Below are 24,792 nucleotides of genomic sequence, written 5' to 3'. Positions count from 1 at the left end.
TCCCCACCTCTTGTATTTCTAAATGTTTGGACTACTGAAACCTAATTTTGTTAAGCCTTGCTTTACTTCCGGACAAGACATAAAAAGATCCCATAATAATCCTGTTCTATAATTTTCTACCATGACTATTATTGGCCCTTGATCTATAGCTAAATATTGATTGGAATACCAATTTTCAGATTGATTAAAAGCATCATAAAATCCATATTGGCCCCACAGTTTACCATCAAAATCATAATAAAAATGACGAAGCGTTTTTAAAGATTCTTCCGGAGTATATGGCATAGAAGATAATGCTGCAGTTGGAGTTATAGTACCGTTATCATTAGTAGGACTATGCGCAGAATACCCGGTATTATCATCACTAGCGGTTAAGCCCCAGTTTACCGCACTATAACCTTCAAAGCTTTTTGGATTTTTTATAACATACTCTCTATTAATAAGAGTATGATTCACGTTCTGATCCCAATAGTTGGCATAAGTATCTTGCAATCCTTTAGGATTTAATCCTAAGAAAGAATAATGAGCAAAGAATAACGGACCTCCAAAATCTGGTCCTAGTGGCAATTGCCATTTTTGATAATAGAGTCTTCCATTTACAAAATTAGCACCAGAAGCCCATCCGTTATGATAAACCTCTGGCGCAATAGCATGGGTTCTGGATGAAGCTGCTAATACATAAGTTATCAAACCTTCGTTATAACCCTGAATTTGATGATTTATTTGAAACTGATATTCTGGAGACCAATGCCAGGTTAATGACTTTTTATTATTGGTATAAAAATCCCATTCTACACCATCCCAGATAGCATTAATATTTTCTCGCAAAGCCTGTTCTTCTGAAACATCCAGATCAAAATACTGCCTGGCAGCTAAAAGTCCTTGAATCATAAAAGAAGTTTCTACGAGATCTCCACCGTTATCTTCCGTAAAGAATGGCCGTACTTTTCCAGTATTTCCATTATACCAATGTGGTAAAGCACCATGAAATCTATCCCCATTTAATATAAAATTGGTGATCTTATTCAATCTTTCTACAGCTTGTTCTCTAGAAATATAATTTCTTTCTACTCCTACAATTATTGCCATTACACCAAAACCACTCCCTCCTGTTGTAACAATATTGGGAGCTTCACCGCCGTAAGAATTAGCATCTGACCGTTCTCTGGCCAAGCCACTTACAGGATGTGCAAAATCCCAAAAATACTTGAACGTTTGTTCCTGTAATTTATCCATTAACTCTACATCTGATAATTGTTGAGGTAATCCTGGATCTGGAGGATTTGGAGTTGGATTACTGCCGTTATTATCTTCACTTTTGGAACACGAGATCATTACAGAACTTATTATTCCGAAGTACATAAGGGCGATTATAATTCGTGTTCTTTTCATTTAGATAGCTTTTATTTATTTTGAAATAACATTGGATCTTAGTAGGGTCGATCCAATGCTAAATGATTCAGTTTAGTATCCCGGGTTTTGAGTTAACTTACCCTTACTTAGATCTATTTGTGCTTGTGGAATTGGGAACAATTCATTTTTACCATCTACAAAATTCTTCCCATGAGCTCTTAAAACTTGTCCTGCTCTACCTTGACGTACAAGGTCAAAAAATCTATCGTGCTCAAAAGCAAGTTCCCATCTGCGTTCTTTCCAAACATCTTGCTGAGTAACTGTATTAAGACTTTCAAGTCCTGCACGATTTCTTACCAGGTTTAATGGAGTAAGAGCATCGCCACCAACTTTTAAAGCTGCCTCTGCATTCATTAAAAGAACTTCTGCATATCTAAGAATTCTAACATTTTTATTAGACTCCCAATCTCCACCATTAAAGCTTTCCATGGTTTTACTAACATATGCTTTTTGATTATACATAGGATTAGATACCGTTTCTGCCACTAAAAATCCATCCCAAAGAGTTTCTCCTCTAAAAATGATAGTTGCATCTCTTCTAGTATCTCCTTCTTCATAAGAACTTGCGAGATCTTCAGAAGGAGTATTAAATCCCCAGCCCCATCCACCGGCACCTCTAGCACCTTGTACCACAAAATAGCCTTCTACTCCTTTATTTGGAGTTTCACCTCTACCCTGAATTTCAAATATAGACTCCGAATTATTTTCGCCAATTTCTTTCCAAACATCTTCATAATCTGGAGTTAAACTATATCCTAGACCCATCACTTCATTAGTAAGATCATACACTTCTTGCCAATTTTCCTGATACATATTCACTTTAGCCAACAAAGACAATGCTGCTCCTTTTGTTGCTCTTCCAAGATCTGTATTTGGATAAGAGGTAGGTAGATTCTCTACTGCATTTTGTAGATCTGCAGTTATAAATGCGTAAATATCTTCTTTTGATACTCTATTATTTGCCGCATTTATATCATCCTGATTTTGAATATCTGGAACTCCCTGTATTAATGGAACTCCACCAAACATTCTTACCAATCTAAAATAAAACATAGACCTTAAGAACCTAGTTTCACCAATTAGTCTGGCTTTTAAAGTTTCATCTATATCGAGATCTGGTAAATATTGCAACGCCTGATTTGCTCTGGATATACCTTGATAATTGGCTTCCCAAACTTCATTTATAGAAATGGTATTAGAAGTAAAAGTCAAAGCATCCATAAGGTCTTTATCTGTACCGTTATCTCCCGGATCACTTCCTTTATCTGCATCATCACTTGTTATACTCGTAACACCAATCCACGAAAAAGAACTCTCGTTAAAAGATAGAAATTTATTATATACAGCATTCACCAATTCTGTAGCTGCTGTAGGACTTGAGAGGGCTTGTTCTGTAGTTTCTTTGGAAGGTTGTACGGCAAGAAACTCATCATCGTTACAAGAAGCTAATGATACTAGCATTAGTCCTGTTATAATTGTAATTATAGGTTTTTTCATAACTAGATCGTTTTAAAAATTTAAATTCACCCCTACTATATAGGACTGTACAGATGGATAGGCACTTAACTCAATTCCCGCAGAATCTCCTAATGGATCTCCGTTACCTGGTAGTTCTGGAGTAAATCCTGTATATTTCTTAAATATGAACGGATTTTGCGCAAGACCATAGATCCTGATCTTGGTTGCCCCCGGCAAAATATCTGGTAAGGTGTACCCTAAAGTGATATTATTTATTCTGAAGAAATCTCCATCTTCTAAGAAATAGGTGGAAGACAATGGCACTTCATTAGAAGGTGCCGGGTTCATGTTAGAACCATTATCAAAATTGAAAATATTTTGAGCTAAGCTTGCTTCGATATTCTCTCCACCAAAACGCTGTGCTTTCTTACCGTTATAGACCATGCTTCCAGTATTTCCATATCCTTGAATATTGAAATCCCAATTCTTATAGTCTAAACCTGCGTTTATTCCAAAGTAAAGGTCTGGCTGAATAGATCCAAAGAATTTGCGATCTCCATCATCTATAGTTCCGTCATTATTTACATCTCTATATACAAAATCTCCTCTTTCATCAAATCCATCAACTTCCAGTAGGTAAAAGCTTCCTAACGGCTCCCCTTCTCTTAAACGTTTTGTTACCTGCCCGTTTCCGATACTTCCACCTTGCTGTTCGAAAGCGAACGGATTGGTGATCTCTTCAAGTTTATTATCATTTTTAGTGATATTACCTCCTATATGATAATTGAAATCTTTACCAATCTTATCTTCCCAATTCAATGAAAATTCTAGTCCCTTATTTCTAATTTTTCCAGCATGAGTTAAAGTTATTCCTGAAGCTCCAAATGCATCTGGCAAGCTTATTGGCAGAATTGCATTTTTATTTAATTTATCGTAGTAATCAAATTCTCCGGAAAGTCTATTGTTCAAAAAGGCGAACTCAATCCCAAAATCATATTCTTCGGTAACTTCCCATCCAACGTTATTATCTATAATTGCGGTTATGGTAGATCCAGGAGTGATAACCTGATCTGGACCAAATACATATCCAAGATCAGAATTAAAAGTAAGTACATTTAGTGGAATGTTCTGATTTCCTAACTGTCCCCAACTCGCTCTAAATTTTAAATTATTTACAACATTGGAATTACTAAGAAAATCTTCATTAGAAATTACCCAACCTAGACCAACAGATGGAAAATTACCCCACTTATCATCATTATTTGCAAAAACACTAGATCCATCTCGTCTTATAGTTGCAGTAAGCAAGTATTTATTATCAAAATCATAATTTAAACGTGCAAAATAAGAACGCAATCTTCTTTTATCTGATAGCGCACTATTAACCACATCTGTTCCCTGCTCTCCGTTATTAAGTGAAAACAGATTAGAGTCATCCGGAACATTATTTCTAGTTCCTTCTATAAAATCATTCTGTTCTTCTTCCGCAGTAGTACCCAGTGTTAATTTCACACCATGTTGTTCTGCAAATCTTTTATCGAATGTTAAAAATGCATCGAATACCCAGTGGTAGAAATCGCTTTTTCTAACTCTTAAAGTATTTCTATTGGTAGAATTAAAGTCTCTAATTTCTCTAGTAGGGTCTGCAGCAAGAAACTGCTGTAAATTTGGAGTGAACGTATAAGATTTGCCGTATCCGCTCTCAATTCCAAATCTTGAAGTTGCAGATAAATACTCTGTAACATCATAGGTAGCAGAAACATTACCCTGTAATATTAAATTCTTTTGTCTTTCATCATTAAGCTCCAGAGCTGCAACAGGATTCCCTACATTATTAAAACTTGCACCAGAATCATCAAAAGGCACTCCATATCTACCATCAAAACTTCCACCCACGTATCTTACAGGTACAATTGGAGATTGTTTGTATGCAGATGTAAAAGCAGAGAAAGGTTTTGGAACAGATCTATTAAGAGATAAAGATATATTATGATCTACCTTTAATTTATCTGTTAGCTTATAAGAAGCTTTTGCTCTAAGATTCAATCTTCTATAATCGTTTCCAATTAAGATCCCTTCTTCTTCAAAGTAATTAGCACTAAAGAAAGACGTAACTTTTTCATTCCCTCCACTTATAGAGATATTGTGATTCATTACCGTTCCAGTGCGTGAAATTTCATCAAACCAATCTGTATCATATTGTTGATTAGGGCTGAATCTTTCATAGCCGTAAGCCCTGTTAGAAAAGTCAACATATTCGCTAGCACTAGCCATGTCTACTTTACTCAACACCTCCTTAATTCCATAATAGGAAGAAAGATCTATTTGCATTTTACCTGCTTTACCAGACTTAGTAGTTACAATAATAACCCCGTTTGCCCCTCTGGTTCCGTAAATTGCCAGAGAAGATGCATCTTTAAGGATATCTATAGAAGTTATGTCTTCACTGCTAATATTGTCTATTCTATCTGTAATTATTCCATCTACTACATAAATAGGATCTCTTCCCGCTTGTACGGTACCCGTTCCACGAATTCTTACAATTGGCGAACTTCCCGGTGCACCAGAAGCAATAATTTGTACTCCAGAAGCCTTTCCTTGTAAAGACTGAGTAGGCGTAAGAGCGGGTTGCTTTACCAATTCTTCAGCTTTAATTCTAGTAATAGCACCGGTAACATCTTGTTTCTTAGTGCTACCATACCCCACTAAAACTACTTCTCCTAACGTAGATGCGCTTTCGCCAAGTACTATATCTATAGAATTTTGAGAGCCAACAACTATTTCCTTGCTCTCAAATCCTAAGAAACTAAATAGTAGCGTATCTGTACTATTTGCTCCTATACTATATTTACCATCAAAATCTGTTATGGTTCCTGTAGAAGTTCCTTTAACAATTACATTCACTCCCGGCAATGGCAAACCATCTGATTCTGACATTACAGTTCCTGAGAGGATACGTTCCTGAGCTTGAGCCTGAAAATAAAATAGATGAAGCAACAAGCATATTAGAGTTAGTTTTGTTTTCATGTGGACACCCGAATTTTAAAAATTATTTATAATGATGGACAATATTTCTTGTTCAATTCTTAAAAAATTTAAGAATAGAGATCGATTACTTTCAAAACTACGTTAAGAGTTGTAGTTGTTGCTAATATGAGGATATAACTAAACACATCAAGTTATGAACAATACTCAACACATTGAATATTAACTTGTTAAATAAATTAAATAAAGTAATAATTCTAACAATATTATATTTTGATGTGGTAATGATGTGGTATGAAATACAAAATTATAACGTTTTCGTAAGTGTAATTTTACAATTCCATTAAGAATTTAACTAGGTTTTGCTTTTTGCTAAGATTAAATTTCTTTCTTAACCTATATCGATGTAGTTCTACACTTCTAAATGTAATACCTATAAGTGGGGCAATTTCTTTAGAACTTAAATTCATTTTCAGATAGGCGCAAAGCTTAAGATCTTTAGGAGTTAGAGTGGTATAATTTTGCTGCAGATTCTTAAAAAAGTCTTCATGAACTTCATTAAAGTTCCTTTCAAAAAGCTTCCATTCATTTTGTGTATGTACCTGCTTATCTTTTATATCGATTAGCTTACTATAGAGTTTATTATTCTCAGTTTTAATATTAGACTTATCTATTTCACGCTCCATCTCAATAAGAATGTCTTCCTTTCTTGCCATAAGCGCTGCATATGTTGCTAACTCTTTACTCTTAGACTTCAATTTACCTCGTAATTTCTCCTGTTCTAATTCAGTAATCTTTTTACTATTTTCAAAATTCTGACGCTGAATAACGAGCTTTTGCTCATATTCCAGATTCTTTTCGTACTCTTTCTTACGCTTAAGAAACTTCAATTTATTGTATAAATGAATGCAATATAAAAGGATGGTCAATATTACTGCATAAGCTACCCACGCCCATCCCCTTAAATACCATGGTTGTAAAATCTTAAAACCAAAACTAGCATAAGATTGCTCTTCACTATTAGAATCATTTTTAACCTTAAATATAAAATCTCCTGGAGGTAAATTGTTATACGCTACGGTATGGACTTTTGAATAATTAGACCAGGCTGTATCATAACCTTCCAACTTATAAGCATATCCTGGTAATGAAAGTGGACCCGGATCTTTACTGGAGAACCAAAAGCTTATGGCATTTTTATTATATGGAATTTCATCTTTGTCATAAAGATCTGAAAGCTTCCCATTTATATATACTTTTTCTATAAATGTCCTTGCAGATTCTGTGGTCTGTCCTACAGCCTTATTAGAGATTTTGAGAAAACCATCATCCATGAAAACATATATAAACTCTCCTATAACTATAGCGCTACGGTAATTCTTTACGATCCTGCTAAAATTTAAATCATCATTCAGATTAAAATGCATTCCTGAAGCTACATCAACTATTTTAAAAGCATCTGTATTTTTGGAGACTACTAAATGATCATTTAAGGTGGCTATTTCTTTAAATGGTTTCAATTTGTCTGCAAGTACGGTATCTATCAATAAGGTATCGTTAACTGCATCATATTTAAGAATTTTGTCTTTTGAAGATAGATACATATTAGCTCCTATAGCAAAAAGCTGAGATCGGGAATCCGTAAACTTTCGTATCAATCTTAACTTTTGAAAGTCTTTAGTTATTTGGTATTGAAAAATTCCTCTGTGGGCCGTCTCCACCCATAATTTACCTTTTTCATCAAAGTACGCTTTATTAACAGGAAAATCTATTTCAGTATATCTCTTATAAAGCCATTTACCATCTACCTTCTCATATCTAGCCAACCCTGTGTAATTGGGTTGTAAATAATAATTAGAGTTAGGGATAGGTATAAAATCCATACCCCCATTCACTTCATTTAAATAATCAAATCTTCCGTTATTAATAATATAAGTACCGTTATTATGACCGCAAATAATTTCATCTCCTACTGCCGTCAGACTCCAGACCTGACCATTAGATGACCTTAAGAATTCTAAATTTCCGTCTTTCAGACTAAATACTCCATGATTAGAACCTAAAAGAAGCCCTTCATTTGTTGCCAGCACAGAGTAAACAGTTCCTAGAACTCCAGATTTGTCATTAAAGGCAAACATCTGTTTGGAAAGATGAATCTTACTAAGACCATTGTCTAAGGCAAGCCACAAATTTTCATCACTATCTACAAATTGTCTTATTACGGTATTATTCTCGAAACCATTCTTTTTATTGAAGACATACTTATAACTACCATTTGTGTCTAATACTAACAACCCATTATTAATGGTCCCCACACAAACCAGATCATTAACAATATTAAGATTATTAATCTCTAGATTTTCGAATTGCGAATCTAAGGCAGATCGCCATTTGGTGAGTTTATTATCTTTATAAAGAAATAAACCGTTAAGTTGAGTAGCAATAAGTAATCCCTCTTTAAAAGGCGCAATACTCTGAATGGTATAATCCTTTAACGGTGTACTCCAATTTATAAATTGCACGTTGTTATCCTGCAGCTTATATAGCCCATTATTCTTCGTAGTAATGTAGAGTATCTTGTTTATATAGAAACTATAGACAGCTGAGATATTCCCAAAGGGAACTATTTCAATTTTTGCATCCTTTTTATGATATATATAAAGCTTGCCGAAGGATTGAAAAAGAATATCATCTCTGAGAGCTATGATCTTCCAGATCTCATCATTATCAAAATTAGCCGCATCTATAGACGTACTTAACGAAGTATAATTCAGTCTATTCTTTTCATCTTTTAACCAATATCCAAATTCATGATAAGATCCGGTATAAATAGTATCATTTATAACCTCTACAGATCTTATTGTATAAGAATTAGGCAGATTGTATTTCTGCCAGAAATCGCCATTAAACGTAAGTAGGTTAGCCCCATTGGCTATAAAGATAGAGCCTTCAGAATTTTGAGAGATATCCCAATTGGTATTTTCTCCTTTGTAATCTTGCTTGCTATAGTTCTTGAAATAAGGACTAATCTCCTGGGCAGAGACCGTAAAATTGAATAAAAAGAGAACAAAGAATATTCTTATCATTACCAAGATTTGCTGTAGATAAGATGCAAGGTAAAGAAAAAAAGGATTTTGATCTTATTAGAATACTTCTAAACGTAAAGGCTGAGGTTAGTTAGACGCGGGTGCTAATTTTACTTCTAGACCTTCTAATTCTGGGGTCATATGGATTTGACAGCCCAATCTGCTATTATCCTCTACAAAAAAAGCCTGATCTAGCATATCTTCTTCTTCATAGCTTTTCTCCGGAAGTACATGATCATGATTGCTAAGCACATAGCATTGGCAAGATGCGCACATTGCCATTCCTCCGCAAATACCAATAGTTCCTTCTGGCGCTAATTCATAAGATCTAACAATTTCCATCAGGTTCATGTTCATATCTGTGGGAGCATCTACTACATGTGCTTCTCCTTCTCTATCTATGATCGTAATTTTAATGTCTGACATATACTTATAAAAAAGAACCTCATTGAGCTCTTTCGATCTAATGAGGTTATTGTTATTAATTGATGCTTTTTACAACTTCTCTTTTGGCTTCTTTTTTGGAACCATCAAATCCGCTTACACCACTAACAGTAGTGTATTTCATAACATATTTCTTATCTGGATTGATCTTTTGGTAAGCACTCTGACACATAATAGCTGCTTCATGGAAACCACAAAGTATCAATTTAAGTTTACCGGGATAGGTATTCACATCTCCAATTGCATAAACTCCAGGAATGTTGGTTTGATAATCATACGTATTATCAACCTTAATGGCGTTCTTTTCTATTTCTAATCCCCAGTCTCCAATAGGACCTAATTTTGGTGAAAGACCAAATAAAGGAATAAAATGATCTGTAGGTTTTACCTCTTCATCTGAAGCTTGACCTTTATGTCTTATAACAACAGCATCTAAATGATCTTCCCCTTTTAGGTCTACAACTTCTGCTTCTGTAATTAAATTGATCTTGCCAATTTTTGAAAGTTCTTCTACTTTTTCTACAGAATCTAGCGCTCCTCTAAAATCTGTTCTTCTATGCACTAAAGAAACTTCTTTTGCAATTCCTGCAAGGTAAATAGACCAGTCTAAAGCAGAATCTCCACCCCCAGCAATTACCACACTCTTATCTCTATAAACTTCCGGATCTTTAATGATATAAGAAACTCCTTTATCTTCATAATTTCCTATAGAAGCGATAGGTGGTTTTCTTGGCTCAAAACTACCAAGACCTCCAGCAATTACCACCACAGGAGCATGATGTTTTGTGCCTCTAGAAGTAGTAACTATAAAACTTCCATCTTCCTGCTTGTCTAAGGTTTCTGCTCTTTCTCCTAAGGTAAAACCTGGGCTAAAAGGTTTTATTTGCTCCATTAAATTGGTTACAAGATCTCCTGCCAACACTTCCGGAAATCCGGGAATATCATAAATAGGCTTTTTTGGATAGATCTCTGAACATTGTCCTCCAGGTTGAGGCAACGCATCTATCAAATGGCATTTCAACTTTAATAATCCGGCTTCAAAAACGGTGAAAAGCCCTGTTGGACCAGCACCAATAATCAAAATATCTGTTTTAATCATCTTATTTCTATTTGCATGGATCGATAGTAATAGTACTACTAACTCTCAATGTTTATAACTCGCTCTATCTGAGGTACATATTTCTTAATGGTCATTTCTACACCAGACTTTAAAGTCATTTGGTTAACATGACAACCTACGCAAGCACCTTCTAATTGAACCTTTACCAATTTGTCGTCTTCAATAGAGACTAAGGAAATATCTCCCCCATCGCTCTGTAAAAAAGGACGAATTTCGGCTAAAGCTTTTTCTACATTAAGTTTTATTTCTTCGCTAGTCATTTATTTCTTTTTAACCGCACTACATCCCGCCATGGTAGTGATTTTTATAGCTTCGGTTGGAGGAATACTTTTATTTCTACTAATAGTTTCTTGTACCACATTTCTAGTGATCTCTTCAAAAGCACTTTCTAATGGTGTAGCCGTTTGCAAGGCTGCAGGTCTACCAATATCTCCTGCTTCTCTAATACTTTGTACTAGTGGAAGTTCACCTAAAAACGGCACTTTAAGATCTTCAGCTAGATGTCTAGCTCCACCATGTCCAAAAATAAAATATTTATTTTCCGGCAATTCTTCTGGGGTGAAATAAGCCATATTTTCTATAATTCCAAGAACAGGTACATTAATACTTTCTTGCTGAAACATTGCCACTCCTTTTTTAGCATCTGCTAAAGCAACATTTTGAGGAGTACTTACAATTACAGCACCTGTAATTGGCAATGATTGCATGATGGATAGATGAATATCTCCTGTTCCAGGAGGAAGATCTATCAGCATAAAATCTAATTCTCCCCATGCAGCATCAAAGATCATTTGATTTAAAGCCTTTGCTGCCATTGGCCCTCTCCAAACTACTGCCTGATTTGGCTTTGTAAAAAATCCTATAGATAGCATTTTAACACCATAATTCTCTACAGGTTTCATCTTAGATTTCCCGTCAACATTAACAGAAAGTGGTCTTTCTGCTTCTACATCAAACATTAAAGGCATAGAAGGCCCATATATATCTGCATCTAAGACTCCAACTTTAAAACCCATTTTACTTAGAGACACTGCTAAATTTGCAGTTACAGTAGATTTTCCAACACCACCTTTTCCGGAGGCTACAGCTATTATATTGGTAATTCCGGGAATAGATTTCCCTTTGATCTCTGTCTTTTCCGGAGCCTCTACTTTAATATTCACCTTTACTTTAGCTTTTTCATAGACTTTATCATGAATTGCTTTCATGATATCTACTTCGGCTCTTTTTTTAATATGAAGTGCAGGCGTTGTAAGAACTACATCTACTACCACCTCATCTCCAAAGGTCATTATATTTTGAACGGCTCCGCTCTCTACCATATTCTTACCTTCCCCAGAAACAGTAATAGTTTCTAAGGCGGCTAGTATATCTTTACGATCTAATTTCATGCTGATTTGTTTCAATTTCAGCCTCTTATATAGACTGATTCTAAAATGCAAATATAACAGTAAAAGCTAAGAATTCGAAGTATTTAAAGATAATTGATTGATGCTATTATAAGCGGAAATTATAAAGAGGATCAATCTTCATATTCCGTTAATTCCTGCACTGGATCCCAAAAAAGTTCTTTAAAATTCTGAATTTGATTTTCTTTGATTTGAACTCCTTCTGCCTCTAATAATTGTTGCATTGCAGAAGTTCCTCCAAAATGATGCTTCCCGGTAAGTAGTCCTAACCTATTCACTACTCTTTGAGCAGGAATATCTTCCATATTATGAGAATTATTCATCGCATACCCAACCACTCGAGCACTTTTGGCTGATCCCAAATATTTTGCGATAGCTCCATAAGAGGTTACTCGACCTTCAGGAATTAATCTCACAACCTCATATACCTTTTCAAAAAAACTTTTTTCAGTAGCCATATTAAGATAGAAAGATTCTAATAAAAGTTATTATGACCAGAACAAGCATAAGAGCAGCCATAAAATAGTTAGAATATTTGCTGAACATCTCTGTTTTCTCCTCTATCTTAAGAAAGGAGACCACATAAAAGTAAAGAGTAGTAAATGTTCCTAAGGATGCAGCAATTATAAAAAGTAGGATGAAAGTAATATGATAATCTACATCTCCCCCAATATTTAATCCTGCAGCCAATGCACAGAAAAAGGGAATAGGAAATAAATTAAGTACGGCAACCAAAACCCCTTTAAAAATACTGTTTGTATTAGCTTTTTTGGAATGCGTTTCCATATGGGTTCCTCTTCTAGCCTGCACGTAAAAATAAATAGTGAGTAATAAGAAGATGACTAAACCAGCGCGTAGCAAAATATTCTTAACAAAAGGATTATCGAAAATATACTTTACCAGTAAAATTGCAATTAGAGCCTGAAATATTACCACAAATGAAGCTCCTGCCGCTACATACAATCCATTTTTCTTTCCTTGTTCTAAACAAGTCTTAGCTACGGTCATATTAACAAGTCCGGGAGGTACTACTCCCAGAAGTGCTGCAAAATAAGTTATCAGGAAAATTTTTGTTTCCTCCAAAGTGTTATTTTATCTTAAATTGAATATAGGTAATAGGTTTACCTTGCTCAAGATACTGCTTTTCATAGAAAGTCTGTATACCAACTACTTCCTTTGGAGAATATTCATTTTTATAGACATCATGATTAGCTTGAATAATTTCATGACCTTCACCATGTAAAAGACCTAACGTATACCCATGCATAAATTCTGAATCGGTCTTTAAATTCACCATTCCATCAGCTTTTAAAATCAATTTATATTTCTGAAGAAATTCGGAATTGGTTAATCTATGCTTAGTACGCTTGTACTTTATTTGAGGATCTGGGAAAGTTATCCATATTTCATCAACTTCACCTTCAGCAAATAACTTATCTATAAGTTCTATCTGGGTACGTATAAATCCCACATTCTTTAGATCTTCCTCTATTGCAGTCTTAGCACCTCGCCAAAACCTTGCTCCTTTAATATCTATTCCAATAAAGTTCTTTTCTGGATAAGCTTGCGCTAAGGCAACGCTGTATTCCCCTTTTCCGCAACCTAATTCTAAAACTATAGGATTCTCATTCTTAAAGAAATTTTCATTCCACTTACCCTTTAAAGGATAGGTACTATCTGTAATTTCTTCTCTAGAAGGCTGAATAACATTAGAGAATTGCTCATTCTCTCTAAATCTTTTGAGTTTATTTTTACTCCCCACTGGTACTTAATATTTTGGTAAAATTAGCTAAAATCGAGCAGACAATCCTAAAAAACCTTTTAACGAGTACTATTTTTGAACGCTAATGTGCACTGAGATTGCAGTAAAGTGTTTCTATATTTGTGTATGAGAAATAAGAAGATCTTAGTAGCGGTGCTTAATTGGGGACTGGGACATGCCACCCGATGCATTCCTATAATCTGCGAACTTGAGTCTCAAAATTTTGAAGTAATCTTAGCTTCAGATGGGGACGCTTTATTATTGCTTAAAAAAGAATTTCCGCACCTAAGAACATACTCGCTACCTTCTTACAACATAAGATATTCTAAAACCAGCTTATTCTTTACGTGGAAAATATTACGCCAAACCCCGCATATCTTAAGAACGATCAAAGAAGAAAATAAAGTAATTGAAACACTTATAGAGAAAGAAAATATAGCTGGAGTTATATCAGATAATCGATGGGGAGCATATTCCAAGAAAATTAATTCTGTAATTATTACACATCAGCTAAATGTAATTTCTGGAGCAACAACTTTTATAAGCAGTAAGATTCAGCAAAAACAACTTGGAAATTTTGAAGAATGCTGGGTTCCAGATGTTGAAGGAGAAAATAATCTTAGTGGAAGATTAGGACATTTAAGAACCAAAAAATTGAAGATCAATTATTTAGGTATTATAAGTAGGTTTAAGAAACAGGAAGAATTATTATCCATAGATATTCTAATTATTCTATCCGGACCACAACCTCAGCGAGAAATTCTAGAGAACAAGCTCCTTAAAGAATTTAAATCTTTTAAAGGAAATGTAATTATGGTTAGAGGAATTGTAGAGTCTCAGCAAATAATAGAGAGAAAAGAGCATATTACTTGCTATAACTATATGAAATCTGAAGAACTGGAAACTTTTCTAAACATTTCTAAATTAGTGATCTCCAGATCTGGTTATACAACACTTTTAGATCTAACGAAATTACAGAAAAAAGCATTTTTTATACCAACTCCGGGTCAACCGGAACAGGAATATTTAGCTGCCAGACTTAAAAAACTTAATATTGCTAATAGCTGTAAACAGAAAGATTTTAATTTGAAGATGTTGGAAACGAATGATAATTATAGTGGGTTAGTCGGATTTAACGGGAGCTGTGATCTTGGTAGTTTCTTTACTCTTTTCCAAAGTGAATGAAAACTCACTTCCAACACCAAAGACACTTTCAACATATATTTTTTCTAGGTGTGCTTCAATAATATGCTTAACTATAGAAAGACCTAATCCAGAACCACCTTCTTTTCTGGATCCACTTTTATCTACTCGGTAAAATCTTTCAAACAACCGTGGAATATTACCTTTCTCAATTCCTTCGCCATTGTCTGTAACTCTTACAATCACCTTATTTTTAATAAGATTTTCCACACTAATTTCTGTAGTACCACCCTTTTTACCATATTTTATAGAGTTCACCACAAGATTTGTAATTACTTGTTGAATGCGCTCTTTATCTGCATACACCCAGATTGGTTTATCATAAGCAATATCGAAAGTAAGAGTGATATTTCTTTTGGCTGCTTTCATTTCCAAAAGATCAAAAGAATTTTGTACAAGCTCTACAATATTGAAATTCTCGATATGAAGGTGTAGATCTCCGGTCTCTAGTTTGGTAATCATATCTAGATCTTTAACAATATAGATTAACCGCTCTACTCCTTTACTAGCACGCTCTAAGTATTTTTTGCGTATTACTTTGTCTTTATGTGCTCCATCTAAAAGTGTAAGAATATATCCTTGTACTGTAAATAGAGGTGTTTTTAATTCATGAGAAACATTCCCCATAAATTCTTTCCTATACGTCTCTCTAATTTTTAAGGTTTCTATTTCTAACTTTTTATCTTCTGCAAATTTCTCTACCTCTTTGGTAAGAGTAGCCATATCTGTAGTTATCTGATTTGGTCTTAAAGTTGAAGCCTCCAAGAGGGTTACATTATCATAGATCTTCTTTACCCTTTTATATATAAAATTTTCAACTCTATACTGAATGATGAAAAACGAAAATAGATAACATGCTGCCGCGAAGAATAATACTGGCACTACTTCAAAAGTATGCATGATATATAAGAAGACGCTCATTAAGAGCATCAGAAAAATTGTAATGTATAGCGATGTTTTTATCGCAAACTTATATGATCTTTTAAAGTTTTTAGACATTAAATTACAAACTTATACCCTACTCCCTTTACAGTCTTAAAACTCTCGTCTCCAATTTTCTCTCTCAATTTTCTAATGTGAACATCTATAGTTCTTCCACCTACAACTACTTCATTTCCCCAAACCTTATCCAGAATTTCTTCCCTCTTAAACACCTTCCCTGGTTTGGAAGCTAATAAAGATAGTAGTTCAAACTCTTTTCTTGGTAAGATAAGCTCCTCATCATCTTTCATGATCTTATACTCATCTCTATTAATTACAAGATTCCCTATTTTTACGATATTGGTTGTAGACTCTGTCTCCTTAAATCTTCTAAGAAGCGCCTTTACTTTACTCACCAAAACTTTTGGTTTGATAGGCTTGGTAATATAATCGTCTGCACCAGCATCAAAACCTGCCATTTGTGAATAGTCTTCTCCTCGAGCGGTAAGAAAGGTAATAATTGTTTCACCAAGATCTGGAATCTTTCTAATTTGTTCACAAGCTTCTATACCATCCATCTCTGGCATCATTACATCTAAGATAATTAGATGAGGCTTTTTCTTTTTAGCAAGCTTTACGGCCTGAGCTCCATTTTCAGCGGTTATAACCGTATACCCTTCAGAAGAAAGATTGTATCCAACAATTTCCAATATATCCGGTTCGTCATCAACCAACAGAATAGTAATATCTTTTTTCTTCATAAAGGCATTTTAATAAGAGTTCCATACAAAAGTAAACATATTATTGATTTAGCGTATCCTCCCCACGGTTTCATCTGGTAACAATCACTTAACAATCAAATAAGTGAAATTTTGAGCTAAGCCACTGTATAATTAACACTTGTACAAAATCACCTTTTTCATCCTCGTTCAAAATTCTCAAAATGTGAGTTTTTATAAACTTTAAGATAACATTCCAACACCTTGCATTAACCCAATCTTAAACTTAAGGTAAGTTTCGGGTGGGATTAAGCACGTTAATTTGCAGCATAGAAACAAACAGAATTAAATGAAGAATTTTTTATTAGTTATCGCCCTTTTTTTAATAGGAATCGTGCAAGCTCAAGAACCAGCTACTACAGGTTCTATTGCAGGAAAACTTTCTGATAAGGAAATGAGTGGAGAACCGCTTCCTTTTGCTAATGTTATAATAAAAGGTACTTCTACAGGTACCACTTCAGATTTTGACGGATTATATACGTTGCAAAATTTAGCACCCGGAACTTATACTGTAAGTTTCAGCTTTATTGGATATGAAACGCTAGACATACCTAATGTTATTGTGGTTGCAGGAAAAGTGACAGAAGTAAACACAGAGCTAGGAGCCAGCGCAGCTTCTTTAGATGAAGTGGTAATTAAAACAGTTTCTAGAAGAGATTCTGAAGTTGCTTTATTACTAGAACAAAAAGGTGCTGTAGAAATTAAAGAAAGTATTGGAGCTCAGGAATTAGCGAAAATGGGAGTTTCTGATGCCGCAGCTGCTACTACAAAGATCTCTGGTGTAACTTCTAGTGAAGCTTCAGGAGATATATTTGTTCGCGGACTTGGAGATCGTTATCTATATACTACTATGAATGGGTTACCTATACCTTCAGACGATGTAGAAAATAAGAATATAGACCTAGGTCTATTTCCAACCAAGGTGATTCAAAATGTTAGTATTAGCAAAACATACGCTGCTTCCAGCTCTGCAGATCAAGCTTCTGGAAATATAGATATCACTTCAAGAGAATTAAGAGGGACTCAAGAATTAACTCTTGGAATAGATGGAGGAATTAACACCAATGCAGTTAAAAGCGGTGTTGGTAACAACTTTAAAGTTTCTCCAAATTCAGATGATATAACATTAGGCTTCTACTCTAAAAAACTTTCTCCTAGAGAGTCTATCATAAACCAAAGCTGGAGTCCGGAAACAGCAAACCTTCCAGTAAATACAGGATATTCTATTAGTGGTGGGAAAAAAATAGGAGATAAATTATCTGTTTTCCTTTCTGGATCTCAAAGCACTAATTTTGAACATAGAGAAGGCGTGTTTAGAGAGTTTAGAGCAAACTTTATAAACGATTCTATCTTAGATGCAGAAATTTTTTCAAAATCTGTAAATACTACCGGTTTGGCAACGCTTACTTATAGAGTAAATGATGCTAATAAAGTGACAGCCACCAGCCTTTTTATAAATAAACTTTCGGATGAAGTTTATGAAGGAGGTAGAAATGGAGAAGGAGTAATATTTGAAGAAACTGCACCAAGCGAAGGTCTTTCTCAATTTATTAGAGATCAAAACATCAAACAAACACGTCTTTGGATCAATCAATTAATAGGAGATCATAATCTTACTGAAAATAATGAACTTAATTGGGCCATTGGATATAACAGAGTAGATGCAGATGAGCCAAACAGAATTAGAAACGAGGTAAACTTTAATGATGATTTTGTTCAACTAGGTAGAAATGGTGGTTTTCAACAAAGAAAATCCGGACAGGCTATTAATGATGAAGAATATAATGGTTTACTTTCTGATAAAATGACCTTGATCAATGAAGAAACTCAAAAGTTAAGTCTAACTCTTGGAGGAAATTACAGGAACAAGCAAAGAGATTTTGTTTCTCAATTTTTAGGAGTAGAGGAGCGTATTACCAATTTGCTTAATCCAAGTTCTATAGACAATATCTCAGAGATATTTACTCCAACAAATTTCAATAATGGTTCTTTAATCATTAACAGATTGCAACCAGATCGCTACGCCGCTACTTTGGAATCTGCAGCTGGATTTGTAAGTGCTAATTATGAGATCAATAAATTTAATATTAACCTAGGCGTACGTTACCAAAATGACAATCTATATACGGTTTATAACGTTGGTAACATCCCAGGACGTGTAGGTAGATCTGAAATTGCAAAAGATAATTTCTATCCTAGTTTAAACGTACGTTATGCCTTAAATGATAAGACCAACCTTAGATTGGCAACAAGTAAGACTTTAACGTTACCTGAATTTAAAGAGTTTGCTCCTTTTGAATATGTTTCTCAAACAGGACAGGTAATTAGAGGGAACCCAGATCTACAAGCTTCTACCAACTATAACTTAGATATTAAATACGAATTTTTTCCAACTGCAAAAGAACTTATTTCATTAACCGGTTTCTATAAAAGAATAGAAGATCCAATTAATAAAGTTCAAGATAGAGGTTCTGCAGGGATCTTCTCCTTCTTTAACTCTGGAGATAAAGCAGAGATCTACGGATTGGAACTAGAAACTAGAATGGGCTTAATACAGTCTGATGTAGATCTAGACCTAACATTTAATGCCTCAAAAATGTGGCATACGCAAGATCTTAAAGAAACCGTAGATGCAAATGGGAATTTTATTAGAACCTTTAGATATAAAGGTCTAACTGAAACAGGCTTGCAAGGAGCTTCAGATTGGATCTTAAACTCTTCTCTAAACTTCTCAGATAATAAAGAAGATGAGTTCAATGCAAGCATAACAGCTAACTATGCTTCAGATAAAATATACGCATTGGGAGCACCAGAAATTCAAACACAAAGTGCAACTTTTTATAATGATGCGATCATAGAAAAAGGATTTGTAAGCTTAGATGCAAACATTTCTAAAGACCTAGGAGAACATTTCAATATTTCTTTAAGCGGAAAGAACCTGTTAAATCCTAACATTGAAAGGACCCAAAAAGTAAGACCTAGTACTACAGGAGTGGAGACCACTCAAACTGTGAGATCTTACACAACAGGATCCGTATTAAAATTAGGAGTTAAATATAACTTCTAGCACATTTAACCACATGTCTATTATTAACCACTAAATATTTTACTAACTAAATTAAAAACCATGAAAAAAACATTAAGAACTTTTTCAGTACTTTTCGCTTTGGCTTGCGGGCTTACATTCTCAAGTTGTAGCACAGATGATAGCAATATCATCGACCCAGATGGAGGTGTAAATCCAGGACCGGTAAACAATGAATTAAAAGGGAACATTGAGTCTGATCTAACTTTAGACCCTTCTGTTTCTTACAAATTAACAGGACAATTAAATGTACTATCTGGAGTAACACTTACTATTCCTGCAGGAACTAAGATCACTGCGAACGCTGGTACAGAAGTTTATATAGCTATTCAAAAAGGGGCAGAAATTGCCGTAAATGGAACTCGTAATAATCCGGTAATCATGACTTCCGTAAATGCGCAAGCAGGAGATTGGGGTGGATTGCTACTTTTAGGGAATGCAGTTACTACAGAAGGTGTAGATGCTAAGGCTGAAGTAGGAGGTTTTATCTATGGAGGAACAGACAATACAGACAATTCTGGATCTATAGATTACCTAGTAATAGAGGGAGCTGGTGCACAAATAAATGCAGAATCTCAATATAATGGTCTAACATTATATGCTGTTGGTTCTGGAACTTCTATCAACAACGTTGCTTTAATTAACGGAGCAGATGATGGAGTTGAATTTTTTGGAGGAACTGTTTCTGTTACAAATCTTTATCTTGAAAACAATGAAGATGATGCTATAGACTGGACAGAAGGTTGGAATGGAACCGTTACTAACGCCTATTCTCTTCACACTATTGAAGGTTTCTCAACAGTTGTTGAAGCAGATGGATTTAATAACAATCCTAAAATTGTAAACTTAACTTCTGTTTCTACCACTGGAGGAACAGCTTTACAATTTAAAAAAGAATCTGGAGCAACTATTACCGGTCTTTCTCTTACAGGATATGATACTTCTGTAGATATGAAAGATTTTGGACCTCTAAGCAACATAAAACTTAATGGGGAGACTGCAAATCCAGAAATATCTTACACTGCAACTGCAACAGTAGATGAAAGCTCTTTTAATTGGATCAATAACAGATCTAGTGTAGATGCCACTATTTTGCAAGGTACCGTTACCGGAGATCTAACTTTAGATGCTTCTTTAGAATACCAACTTACCTCTTCCTACATAGTGCAGGATGGCGGAAAACTTACCATTCCAGCAGGAACAAAGATCACGGCTAGAGACGGAGGAACAGATGTTTATATAGCTGTGCTTAAAGGAGGAAAAATTGATATTCAGGGTACAGAAAGTAATCCTGTAGTTATGTCTTCTATAAATGCAAAATCCGGAGACTGGGGAGGTTTAACCATTGTTGGGAAAGCTGTAACCACAGAAGGTATAGATGCTACTGCAGAAGTTGGTGGTTTTATTTACGGCGGAAGTGACAATGCAGATAGTTCTGGAAGTATCAAAAATCTAGTAATTATTGGAACTGGAGCTCAAATTAATTCGGAATCTCAATATAACGGAGTTTCGTTTTATTCTGTAGGTTCTGGAACGGTTGTAGAGAACATTGCCGTAATAAATGGATCTGATGATGGAGTTGAATTTTTTGGAGGGACTGTCTCTGCAAAGAATCTTTATTTTGAAAATAATGAAGATGACGCTGTAGATTGGACTGAAGGATGGAATGGAACTGTTACCAATGTATATGTTTTACACAACATTGAAGGTTTTTCTACTGCAGTTGAAGGAGATGGACTAAACAACAATCCTAAACTTATTAACTTTACTGCTATTTCTTCTACAGGAGGTATTGCTCTTCAATTCAAAAAAGAATCTGGAGCCACAATTAACAACCTATATTTAGAAGGTTATGACACTAATATAGATATGAAAGATTTTGGAGCATTATCTAATATAAAGATCGATGGAGTTAATGCTGTAAAAGATGCAGATTACTCTTTAGGAACTAAAGTAGACATCTCTGGTTGGAACTGGATTGATGCGAGACTATAATCTTAATAATCATATTTCAATTTTTAAAGCGAGCTTTTTAGCTCGCTTTTTCTGTTTTAAAACTTTAGCACTTTTAACTATTTTTTTTAACACAATCAACACAATAAGTTGGTATCATTTTTGGGTTAAAAATTGTAAGTTTGTATTAACCACATCCAAAAAGTATGAAACAGCATTACATTTTAAGCTTTTTATTGGTTTGTTTTTTGCTGTTAAGTAACCTTACCTCAGCACAAAGCACTAATATTCCTGCGTACGCCCAGGAAAAACCTATTTCTGGCCTTTCTATTTATCCAAATCCTGTTACGGGAAGTAAAGTGTATATCACTTCAGACGCTAATAGTACAAAAGAGATAGAAGTCTACAATGTATTGGGGAAAAAAGTACTCATTGCCCGTTTAACGGGAAGAGAACTTGATGTTTCAGAATTAACTCCGGGTATTTATATTGTGAAGATTAAAGAAGGTGATGAGCAAGCGACTAGAAAATTAGTAGTCCGGTAAGATATTAGCCATACAACTTATTAAGCTTCCATTTAGGAAGCTTTTTTATTTTTAACTTTGTCCGTTTTTGAACATATAGATATGAATAAGAATAAGATTTTCTCTATCTCTTCCGAAGAGCAATTTAAAGCTACTACTTTAGAGATCTTCAAATTTCAGTTTGATAATAATCCTGTATATCAAAAATTCTGTAATCTTCTGAATACAGATCCTAAGCTTGTTAGAGAGATCGATCAAATTCCTTTTTTACCCATAAATTTCTTCAAATCTGAAACCATACTTTCTTCAGCAGATAAAATTCAGAAGACTTTTACCAGTAGTGGCACTACCGGAAGTAATACGAGCAAACACCATGTTACAGATCTTAATATTTACGAAGAAAGTTTTAATAAAGCATTTCAAGAATTTTATGGAAATATAGAAGATTATGCTGTTTTAGCGCTGTTACCCTCTTACTTAGAAAGAGATGGTTCTTCCCTTATTTATATGGCAGACCATCTAATAAAAGCGAGCAAACACCCTAAAAGCGGATTCTATTTAAACAATCTGGAAGAATTAAAAGATAACCTGATCCAATTAGATAGATCTGGCCAAAAAATAATATTGATAGGTGTTTCTTTTGCGCTATTAGATCTTATAGAGAATTATAAGTTCAATCTAAAAAATGTGGTAGTTATGGAAACCGGAGGTATGAAAGGTAGAAGAAAAGAGATGATTAGAGAAGAATTACATAAAATACTTGCTGCTGGTTTCGGAGTTAAGTCTATTCATAGCGAATATGGAATGACAGAATTATTATCTCAAGCCTATTCTAATGGAAACGGCATCTTTAATTGTCCTCCCTGGATGAAGATCCTTATAAGAGATCCTGAAGATGCCCTGAGCTATTTATCTCAAGGCAAAACTGGAGGTATCAATGTGATAGATTTGGCAAATATTAACTCTTGCTCTTTTATCGCTACTCAAGATCTTGGTAAGATCCATAAGAAAGATTCTGTAGAGATTCTGGGCAGGTTTGATAATAGCGATATTAGAGGTTGTAATCTTATGGTCTTATAACTTTAAAATTTGAGCATCAAACTGCCTGATCCTAAAACTGTTATTATTCTGTTAAGACTGTAATGAAAGAAAAAAACTTCGAACTAATAATTGTAAACATAATTTTTGGTTAGGTTTTTGTTTACAGCTAATTGAAGTTTTTTCATATTAGATTGGTTAGTTAGTTGCAAACCCCTTTATCTTTAGAATAAAGGGGTTTTGTAATTTATATCACTCTTAGAATATAAGTATTCTTCTTTCCTTTATTAATAATTACGTATTTATCATTAATAAGATCTTCTGAAGAGATCATATAATCTTCTCCAACTTTTTCTTTATTCACAGAGATAGAATTCTCCTTTAACGCTCTACGAGCTTCTCCATTAGATTTTAGAAAATCTGTTTTAGCGGCAAGAGCAGCTATCATATCCAAACCTGCATCTATATCTGCACGAGAGATCTCTGCTTGTGGCACACCTTCAAAAACATCTAAGAACGTAGCTTCATTTAACTTCTTAAGATCGTCTGCAGTACTTTTACCAAATAGAACTTCAGAAGCTTTAATTGCATTATCTAACTCTTCCTGACTATGTACAGTAACTGTAACTTCTTCTGCCAACCTCTTTTGAAGCAATCTTAAATGTGGGGTTTCTTTATGTTCTTTTACTAAATTTTCTATGATTTCCTTATCTAAAAATGTGAAGATCTTGATGTATTTTTCCGCATCTTCATCGCTGGTATTCAACCAATATTGGTAGAATTTATAAGGCGATGTTCTATTGGCATCCAGCCAGATATTACCTCCTTCACTTTTTCCAAACTTACTACCATCACTTTTTGTAATTAGTGGGCATGTAAGCGCAAATCCTTTCCCTCCAGCCACTCTTCTAATAAGTTCTGTACCGGTAGTAATATTGCCCCACTGGTCACTCCCTCCCATTTGAAGGGTGCAATTTTCATTTTTATATAAATGCAAGAAATCATACCCTTGCACTAATTGATAGGTGAATTCTGTAAAGGACATTCCTTCTGTAGCTTCTCCGGTAAGTCTGTTTTTCACAGAATCTTTTGCCATCATGTAGTTTACAGTAATATGCTTTCCTACATCTCTAATAAAGTCAAGGAATGAAATTTTCTTCATCCAATCATAATTATTCACTAAAGTTGCTTCGTTTTTAACTCCTGAAGAAAAATCCAAAAATTGCGATAATTGTTTTCTAACACATTCCTGATTATGTCTTAGGGTTTTTTCATCTAAAAGATTACGCTCATTAGATTTTCCTGAAGGATCCCCAATCATTCCAGTAGCTCCTCCTACCAATGCAAAAGGTTTATGACCGCATCTTTGGAAATGTGCCAAAAGCATTATGGGCACTAGATTACCTATATGCAAAGAATCTGCTGTAGGATCAAAACCTATATAGGCAGATCTCATAGTTTGATTTAAATGTTCTTCTGCTCCGGGCATGGTATCGTGAAGCATTCCCCTCCAAGTAAGTTCTTCAACAAAATTTTTGATCATCATATATTTTTGTACTGAAACAGCCGTAAAGATACCACAAACTAGGTTTTTTCCTAAACTGAATTAGCT

General features: G+C 34.6%; 19 protein-coding genes. 5 read left to right on the top strand and 14 right to left on the bottom strand.

Going from position 1 to position 24,792, the window contains the following annotated elements; all coding sequences use genetic code 11:
* Positions 1 to 18 precede the first annotated feature (18 nt).
* The 11 genes from P163_RS16235 to trmB form a co-directional block, all read right to left on the bottom strand.
* The gene (locus P163_RS16235; protein ID WP_081891352.1) at positions 19 to 1,392 is read right to left on the bottom strand and encodes a glucoamylase family protein; all 1,374 of its coding nucleotides are present in this window, start codon (positions 1,390 to 1,392) and stop codon (positions 19 to 21) included.
* 72 nt (positions 1,393 to 1,464) lie between these two features.
* Entirely contained in the window at positions 1,465 to 2,910 is a 1,446-nt protein-coding gene (locus tag P163_RS16230) for a RagB/SusD family nutrient uptake outer membrane protein (RefSeq protein WP_034893670.1), read from the bottom strand.
* A gap of 12 nt (positions 2,911 to 2,922) precedes the next feature.
* Positions 2,923 to 5,898, bottom strand: a complete 2,976-nt coding sequence (locus P163_RS16225; protein WP_034893666.1) for a SusC/RagA family TonB-linked outer membrane protein — start codon at positions 5,896 to 5,898, stop codon at positions 2,923 to 2,925.
* A 290-nt stretch (positions 5,899 to 6,188) separates the two neighbouring features.
* The gene (locus P163_RS16220; protein ID WP_034893662.1) at positions 6,189 to 8,942 is read right to left on the bottom strand and encodes a triple tyrosine motif-containing protein; all 2,754 of its coding nucleotides are present in this window, start codon (positions 8,940 to 8,942) and stop codon (positions 6,189 to 6,191) included.
* 87 nt (positions 8,943 to 9,029) lie between these two features.
* On the bottom strand, positions 9,030 to 9,368 hold the full coding sequence (locus tag P163_RS16215) for a 2Fe-2S iron-sulfur cluster-binding protein (RefSeq protein ID WP_034893659.1): 339 nt from the start codon (positions 9,366 to 9,368) through the stop codon (positions 9,030 to 9,032).
* 55 nt (positions 9,369 to 9,423) lie between these two features.
* The gene (locus tag P163_RS16210; protein ID WP_034893656.1) at positions 9,424 to 10,485 is read right to left on the bottom strand and encodes an NAD(P)/FAD-dependent oxidoreductase; all 1,062 of its coding nucleotides are present in this window, start codon (positions 10,483 to 10,485) and stop codon (positions 9,424 to 9,426) included.
* Between the two features lie 38 nt (positions 10,486 to 10,523).
* Entirely contained in the window at positions 10,524 to 10,766 is a 243-nt protein-coding gene (locus tag P163_RS16205) for a NifU family protein (RefSeq protein ID WP_034893652.1), read from the bottom strand.
* Positions 10,767 to 11,897 (bottom strand): Mrp/NBP35 family ATP-binding protein, encoded by a 1,131-nt coding sequence (locus P163_RS16200; protein WP_034893650.1) that lies wholly within the window; start codon positions 11,895 to 11,897, stop codon positions 10,767 to 10,769.
* A 131-nt stretch (positions 11,898 to 12,028) separates the two neighbouring features.
* Positions 12,029 to 12,373: an MGMT family protein gene (locus P163_RS16195; protein ID WP_034893648.1), complete on the bottom strand. Its 345-nt coding sequence runs from the start codon at positions 12,371 to 12,373 to the stop codon at positions 12,029 to 12,031.
* A gap of 1 nt (position 12,374) precedes the next feature.
* Entirely contained in the window at positions 12,375 to 12,998 is a 624-nt protein-coding gene (locus P163_RS16190) for a LysE family translocator (RefSeq protein WP_034893645.1), read from the bottom strand.
* 4 nt (positions 12,999 to 13,002) lie between these two features.
* Complete coding sequence (trmB, locus tag P163_RS16185; protein WP_034893642.1) at positions 13,003 to 13,677, bottom strand: tRNA (guanosine(46)-N7)-methyltransferase TrmB; 675 nt, start codon at positions 13,675 to 13,677, stop codon at positions 13,003 to 13,005.
* Between the two features lie 126 nt (positions 13,678 to 13,803).
* Here trmB and P163_RS16180 point away from each other — a divergent pair, with 126 nt between their 5' ends.
* Positions 13,804 to 14,862 (top strand): glycosyltransferase, encoded by a 1,059-nt coding sequence (locus P163_RS16180; protein ID WP_034893639.1) that lies wholly within the window; start codon positions 13,804 to 13,806, stop codon positions 14,860 to 14,862.
* On the opposite strand, the gene P163_RS16175 is transcribed toward P163_RS16180, so the two are convergent.
* Both P163_RS16175 and P163_RS16170 read right to left on the bottom strand, forming a co-directional pair.
* Positions 14,800 to 15,879, bottom strand: a complete 1,080-nt coding sequence (locus P163_RS16175) for a sensor histidine kinase (RefSeq protein ID WP_034893636.1) — start codon at positions 15,877 to 15,879, stop codon at positions 14,800 to 14,802. The genes P163_RS16180 and P163_RS16175 overlap by 63 nt on opposite strands.
* Positions 15,879 to 16,562 (bottom strand): response regulator transcription factor, encoded by a 684-nt coding sequence (locus tag P163_RS16170; protein ID WP_034893633.1) that lies wholly within the window; start codon positions 16,560 to 16,562, stop codon positions 15,879 to 15,881. Before P163_RS16170 ends, P163_RS16175 begins: the two co-directional genes overlap by 1 nt.
* Before the next feature lie 307 nt (positions 16,563 to 16,869).
* On the opposite strand from P163_RS16170, the gene P163_RS16165 reads away from it, so the two are divergent.
* From P163_RS16165 to P163_RS16150, 4 genes are all read left to right on the top strand, one after another.
* Positions 16,870 to 19,647 (top strand): TonB-dependent receptor, encoded by a 2,778-nt coding sequence (locus tag P163_RS16165; RefSeq protein ID WP_034893630.1) that lies wholly within the window; start codon positions 16,870 to 16,872, stop codon positions 19,645 to 19,647.
* A 60-nt stretch (positions 19,648 to 19,707) separates the two neighbouring features.
* On the top strand, positions 19,708 to 21,660 hold the full coding sequence (locus tag P163_RS16160; protein ID WP_034893626.1) for a hypothetical protein: 1,953 nt from the start codon (positions 19,708 to 19,710) through the stop codon (positions 21,658 to 21,660).
* A 164-nt stretch (positions 21,661 to 21,824) separates the two neighbouring features.
* A complete protein-coding gene (locus P163_RS16155; protein ID WP_034893623.1) occupies positions 21,825 to 22,163 on the top strand; it encodes a T9SS type A sorting domain-containing protein in 339 nt (112 codons plus the stop codon).
* An 81-nt stretch (positions 22,164 to 22,244) separates the two neighbouring features.
* Complete coding sequence (locus P163_RS16150; protein ID WP_034893620.1) at positions 22,245 to 23,222, top strand: acyltransferase; 978 nt, start codon at positions 22,245 to 22,247, stop codon at positions 23,220 to 23,222.
* 205 nt (positions 23,223 to 23,427) lie between these two features.
* On the opposite strand, the gene tyrS is transcribed toward P163_RS16150, so the two are convergent.
* Positions 23,428 to 24,723, bottom strand: coding sequence for a tyrosine--tRNA ligase (tyrS, locus tag P163_RS16145; protein WP_034894530.1), 1,296 nt, complete (start codon positions 24,721 to 24,723; stop codon positions 23,428 to 23,430).
* Between the last annotated feature and the right edge of the window lie 69 nt (positions 24,724 to 24,792).

Source organism: Gillisia sp. Hel_I_29 (genome assembly GCF_000744275.1).
GTDB lineage: Bacteria > Bacteroidota > Bacteroidia > Flavobacteriales > Flavobacteriaceae > Gillisia.
Note: the sequence above shows the minus strand (reverse complement) of the source record. Positions and strands in the feature narration are given on the sequence as shown.